At 56.5% G+C, this 5,342-nt stretch carries 5 protein-coding genes; 4 read left to right on the top strand and 1 reads right to left on the bottom strand.

Annotated elements, in window-relative coordinates; translation table 11 throughout:
- Positions 1 to 588 precede the first annotated feature (588 nt).
- The 4 genes from N1F91_RS30645 (at position 589) to N1F91_RS30660 (ending at position 2,991) form a co-directional block, all read left to right on the top strand.
- Positions 589 to 783, top strand: coding sequence for a hypothetical protein (locus N1F91_RS30645; protein WP_289997701.1), 195 nt, complete (start codon positions 589 to 591; stop codon positions 781 to 783).
- Between the two features lie 80 nt (positions 784 to 863).
- Positions 864 to 1,340: a hypothetical protein gene (locus N1F91_RS30650; protein ID WP_289997702.1), complete on the top strand. Its 477-nt coding sequence runs from the start codon at positions 864 to 866 to the stop codon at positions 1,338 to 1,340.
- 314 nt (positions 1,341 to 1,654) lie between these two features.
- A complete protein-coding gene (locus tag N1F91_RS30655) occupies positions 1,655 to 2,725 on the top strand; it encodes an IS630 family transposase (protein WP_289997706.1) in 1,071 nt (356 codons plus the stop codon).
- A gap of 89 nt (positions 2,726 to 2,814) precedes the next feature.
- Positions 2,815 to 2,991, top strand: coding sequence for a hypothetical protein (locus N1F91_RS30660; RefSeq protein WP_289997703.1), 177 nt, complete (start codon positions 2,815 to 2,817; stop codon positions 2,989 to 2,991).
- Positions 2,992 to 3,278: 287 nt separating this feature from the next.
- On the opposite strand, the gene N1F91_RS30665 is transcribed toward N1F91_RS30660, so the two are convergent.
- Complete coding sequence (locus N1F91_RS30665) at positions 3,279 to 5,003, bottom strand: DUF262 domain-containing protein (RefSeq protein ID WP_289997704.1); 1,725 nt, start codon at positions 5,001 to 5,003, stop codon at positions 3,279 to 3,281.
- Positions 5,004 to 5,342: the final 339 nt, after the last annotated feature.

A 5,342-nucleotide genomic window follows, 5' to 3' on the forward strand; every position in this document is an offset into this window, starting at 1 on the left:
CAGCTCGTTGCGCACTCGCCCGCATCGCTCCGCCATCCCTTCGACCGATTCGTCGACAAGCGGTTTCCCGAGCGCTAGCGGCAAAAGTGAGTCGTTCGTGAAATGAGGGGATTCATGAGGTGCCGATGCCCGGCTCGCAATGTTACCGATGTTACCGTTGTTACCAGTGTTACCCTTGTTACCGATGTTACCGGGGGTCGCCCATCGCCAACTAGTCCCGAGTAGGTTCTGGCAGGCGGAGTACGTCGGCGATGTTGGTGCTGGGGGATTGTCGGCTGTCTCGGCGAGGTGCCCATCTGTGGCCGGGCGAAGCTGCGCCATCATTGCATTCCTGATTCTCTATCAGGAGAGACATGCAATTCCCTCGGCGCTGGATGACCAGCCAGGAGCGCTTGCGAGCATTCGCGAATTGCTGCGTAAGAATGTCGGAAAACGTCATTCTATCAATGGGTTGCGATCACTGATAGAGTTTCCGAAGCGATTGTTTAGCATGGCAGGATTTCGCCGAGATGACATCCGTGCACGCACAGAAGGGCGGCCCACCCTCGCCGCAGGCGGTTCCGCCGCCGTTCTGCTGAAGGTCACGCAATGAAGTGGCTACAGAAAGGATATGGCGGCGAACGCAGTGATCCCGAGCAGGTCAAGAGCGAAGGCTGGCGCAAGCAGGGCCTGCTCGTCGTGAGCCCCGCCGACCCGCGCCTGACATGGCCGGAGCAGGAACTGGTCAGGCAACTCGACGACAAGCTCTACGGCAAGCGCCCGCAGCAGCCTGCGAGGCCGTGATGACAAGGGGACGCAAACGCAAGGCTGGAAAGCGTTATCCCTGCGGCAAGCTGGAACGCGCCGAAACCGAACGTGAAGCAATGTCGGACGCGCTCGATGCCCGCCGCCGCCACTATGGCGTGTCGATCAAGCGGGCTAGGGACGAGCGGCTTGGTTCCGCCCTCGGCCGGCTCGCCTTCACGAACCTGATCAGCAATGACCAGCACGAGGCGGGCCGGGTCTTCGGCGAACTCTACCAGCGTCACCACACCGTCATGGGTCTGCCTGCTCCAACGCCACGCTCGATCGCCGGACGTCTGATCGAGGAAGGCATCATGGGTCTGAGCCCGACCGAGCCGACCCTCGACCAGATCGAACGGTTGCGCCGACGGTTCCGTGAGGCCCCGGCGGCGCTGACCGAATGCGATCGCACCAACCGCTTCGATCCGGGGCGCGGGCCGAGCCACTTGGTGCACCGCGTTGTCTGCACCGACGAGGATACGCTGTGCTGGTCGAATGCCGACATCGCCAACCTGCGGGTCGGCCTCAACGCGCTGGTGCGGGTGTTCAGGATCTGATGCGTTGGTGCCGCTCGTGAATGAAAAAACCGCCACACGGAAGTTTGCGGGCTAACATAGCCCTCGCTTCCGAGCTGCATCGGGCATGCAATCGACGGCATTTTGCCTGAAGAGCGCACTGCCTCTGAATACTGGGCCTATCTTGCGACATGAAACTGCCGCTAATTGTTCCGTCCGAGTCTCATCAACAACCGAAAGGAACCGCGCCTACGCTGACGCGCAATGCCCCGGCGCGGTTCCAAGCAGCCGCTTCACTAGTGCTCTGACACAATCCCAGGATTCACATCGGCGGCAGGGTATGCGAATCTGGCATGATGGCTCAGACATCGTGCGTGCTCCTCACAGCCGACGACCGCCAGCGTCTCGGAGCGATCATCGGTGACCGCAGCCGTCCTTTGAAACATGTTCAACGGGCGCGGATCATTCTTCACTCGGCGGACCGGCTTCCCGTTCTCGAAGTCGCCAGGCGCGCGGGTGCCAGCCGGCCCGCGGTCTGGCGTTGGCAGCAGCGTTTCGCCGAAGAAGGCATCGACGGTCTTCTCCGGGACAAGACCCGTGCGCCGGGCAAGCCACCGGTGCCGAAGGAAACGGTGGCGAGGGTGCTGGCCATCACCTGCTCGGAACCGCCGGGAGAGGTCACGCACTGGACCGGACGCGCGGTCGCAAGGATCGTCGGTCTGTCCCTGCGCACCATCCAGCGGATCTGGCAGGCTCATCGTCTACAGCCGCATCGCATACGCACCTTCAAGCGCTCGAGCGATCCTGCTTTCGCCGAGAAGGTCGAGAACATCGTCGGCCTCTATATGAACCCGCCGGCGCACGCCGTCGTTCTCTCCATCGACGAGAAGAGCCAGATCCAGGCGCTGAGTCGAACCCGGCCCGGCACGCCCGTCGGGCCGGGCAGGCCCGCCACCATGACCCATGACTACAAGCGCCATGGGACGACCACGCTCTTTGCGGCACTCGACATCCTCGACGGCAGCGTCATCGGCCGCTGCATGCAGCGCCACCGGCACCAGGAATTCATCCGCTTCCTCAACGCCGTGGAGGCGAGCGTGCCGGCGGGCAAGGTGATCCATGCGGTGCTCGACAACTACGCCGCCCACAAGCACCCGCGCGTCCGAGCCTGGCTCTCGCGCCATCCACGGTGGACCTTCCACTTCACGCCGACCTCGGCCTCATGGATGAACGCCGTAGAGGGCTTCTTCTCCGCGCTCACCCGAAGGCGGCTGAGGCGCGGCGAATTCGTCTCGATCGTGGATCTTCAGGCCGCGATCAGGCGCTACATCAATCAGCACAACGACGCGCCAAAGCCATTCGTCTGGACGAAGCCGGCCGACGCCATCATGGCGAAGCTCAATCGTCAGCCTGAACCCTTTGAATGAGTCAGAGCACTAGCGTACTATCGTGGTTCTCGACCGCAAGCGATCTTGGATCCAATTCGGAGTTTTCGCGCTCGGAGCATACTGATGCAATGCGCTTGAGCTCCTGCCGAGGCGATCGGACCAACCGCTTCGATCCGGGTCGCGGGTCGAGCCACCTGGTTCACCGCGTGGTCTGCACCGACGAGGACACGCTGTCCTGGTCGAACGCCGACATCGCCAACTTGCGGGTCGGCCTCAACGCGTTGGTGCGGGTGTTCAGGATCTGAGGAACGGGCTTTGGGTCGAGCTTGTTCAGGCCTGAAACAAGCAGGCGTGGCATCGAACGTCGAATTGGCTGATGCCTGGTCGAAAGGCGCTTGACGAGATTCGGCCGCCCCGCTATCCGTTCCAATATTGGACGATCACAAATGCGCCCGGAGCCACCGCTTCGGGCGATTTGCGTTTCTGGATCCGCCATGCACCTCGTCGTCCTCGACGCTGACGCCACCCGCAAAGCCGTCATGGCGTGAAGGAGCGCCACGGATCCCAAGACGCACCAATTGGGCGACAGGCTCTATATCGGATCGTTTATAAGTTTTCTCATTTCTTCTTGAGCTAGCGATGCTCGCTTGTAAATAAATGAGGAATATTTATCGTTCCAAATCTCTTTATTTACGTCTTCCACTCTCTCTGATAAATCTACCAAATCACGAAACTCTTCGATGGGAATAGAATGCGATGCAATGCGCTCATCAATCTTCGAACGATCGATGTCCGTTTTTGATAGTATTTCTACTATAGGCACGTTTTTTAATTGCGTTTTGGGAACAATATTATCTTCCACGAGAATACAGTTCAGTGCCGTATTGAAAATATTAATTCCACTGGTCGATGGAATTCGAAGCGTATAATCCGCGAAAATCTGTACCAAAGAACGGTCCGGAATACTGTTAGAATCGACAGGTCGTCCGTCGATCAGTCCTACTGCACCGTTTCTTATGGACAACAAGAAGACAGCTCGGCCCAACATATCGCGACGACGTGGCCAACCTGCACGAATGATGCTCCCAATCGAGGGGACCTTATAAATGCTTTGATCGAATATCTCTTTATCCGGCCGCGTCATTACGCCTACTATGCAATCCCTGACAACTCGATAATCACTTAGAGACTTGGACATAGATGAATTCTCGTAGCGACCAGTGATAAAGGATCGCCACATATACTCACGTACTATGTCTTTTGCTTTTTCACACTGGTTAGGATCTGTGGGTAAATATTTATGAAGCGCAGCGATTACCGGAACGACAACCGCTGTGGGCAAAAACGCACCCGTGATAACGCCTTCGGATGCGAGGAACTCTATCGCCCAGACGAGACCGTCTGTTAATTCTTGCCAATTGTCAGCGACGCGTTTCAAGTCAAGATCAAGCATGAACGCTTGGCTCGGCAACTTGTTGTCCCTCAACAGGGCCGCCTGCAATGCATACTGTCCGCCGTCGTCATAGAGCCTAAGAGCGGGGCACCGCTCATACAATGTTTCGTTCATTTCCGACAAAGACAATTTAGTTCTCGCCTCTAGTTGTGCAACAACCAGGTCCATTGCAGAGAGCGCGACGCCTTTTGTATTTACGCGTATGAATATATCTAACGCTACTTCGCGAGTCGTATCTGATTTAAGAACTAGCATTGGGATGTTAAAATGATTAATTCTCTCTTTTACATCGCGTATCGAATTCTCAAGTTTTCTACTGGCTAAATGGTCGTTTGAGACCGCCTTATCGCACCATTGTTGTCTCTGATCAGCATCCGATGATGGGCGAAATAAGTACAGAGGGACAAGATTGCGACTATAGATGCTTGCAGGATCTTCAATCCACCGTGGGTGCCATCTACCATTCTCAGATTTCCATCGCGTTACCGAGACTACCCGAGATGAATATTCATTTTCACTGCGTTCCGACTGATCGTCAAGTCGCAAGAAGTAAACTGAGTCTTCATAATAATCGTTGAGTGATTTCCAAATAGCTGTAATACGCTGCTGGCCATCAAGCAAAAGTTCTGTACATTTTTGATTTCGAGTATTTTTAATATCTATATTTCTCGATATAAAAGGCTCTTCGTTTTCAACTTCTAGCACAAGAAGCGCGCCGATTGGTAATCCGCGTACTATAGAATCGATTACAGAGACAACATTGCTTCTTTCCCACGATTCTGGCCTCTGAAAGCGGGGCAGTCGCAGCTGGCCGCTTTCAATTTTCTGATACCAGTTTCCTAGTTCTCTATTGAACGCTTCCATGATTTATCCGTACCGTACAGAAATTCCAAGCACCACACGCCATTCGGTGACGCGTTCCACGAACATCCTGCCGCCTGAGAAGACAGTCGGCAAGGTACGCGTTCATCGTTGATCTCCGGCTATCCGGTCAAGGGCTTTCGCGGGTTAGCCCGTCTTATTCATGAGTTCGCTTTCGCGGATGACGCCGGTCGATGGTACGCGGGCAGTCGAGGCGTCTGTTTCACCGCGGGCGGATCTGGACTTGTAGAACGCGCTGGAGGTTGATGGGGCCTGGTTGCGGGGGCGTTCCGCCCGGGTCGCCTCACGGTCCCGCCGGCTGCAGCGTCGCGGCGATGGAAC

This window comes from Aquibium sp. ELW1220 (assembly GCF_030398385.1).
GTDB lineage: Bacteria > Pseudomonadota > Alphaproteobacteria > Rhizobiales > Rhizobiaceae > Aquibium.

Excerpts from the sequence above, each read along its gene's own strand:
- N1F91_RS30645 (WP_289997701.1), top strand. The coding sequence starts at position 589 with ATGAAGTGGCTACAGAAAGGATATGGCGGCGAACGCAGTGATCCCGAG.
- N1F91_RS30650 (WP_289997702.1), top strand. The coding sequence starts at position 864 with ATGTCGGACGCGCTCGATGCCCGCCGCCGCCACTATGGCGTGTCGATC.
- N1F91_RS30655 (WP_289997706.1), top strand. The coding sequence starts at position 1,655 with ATGGCTCAGACATCGTGCGTGCTCCTCACAGCCGACGACCGCCAGCGT.
- N1F91_RS30660 (WP_289997703.1), top strand. The coding sequence starts at position 2,815 with ATGCGCTTGAGCTCCTGCCGAGGCGATCGGACCAACCGCTTCGATCCG.
- N1F91_RS30665 (WP_289997704.1), bottom strand. The coding sequence starts at position 5,003 with ATGGAAGCGTTCAATAGAGAACTAGGAAACTGGTATCAGAAAATTGAA.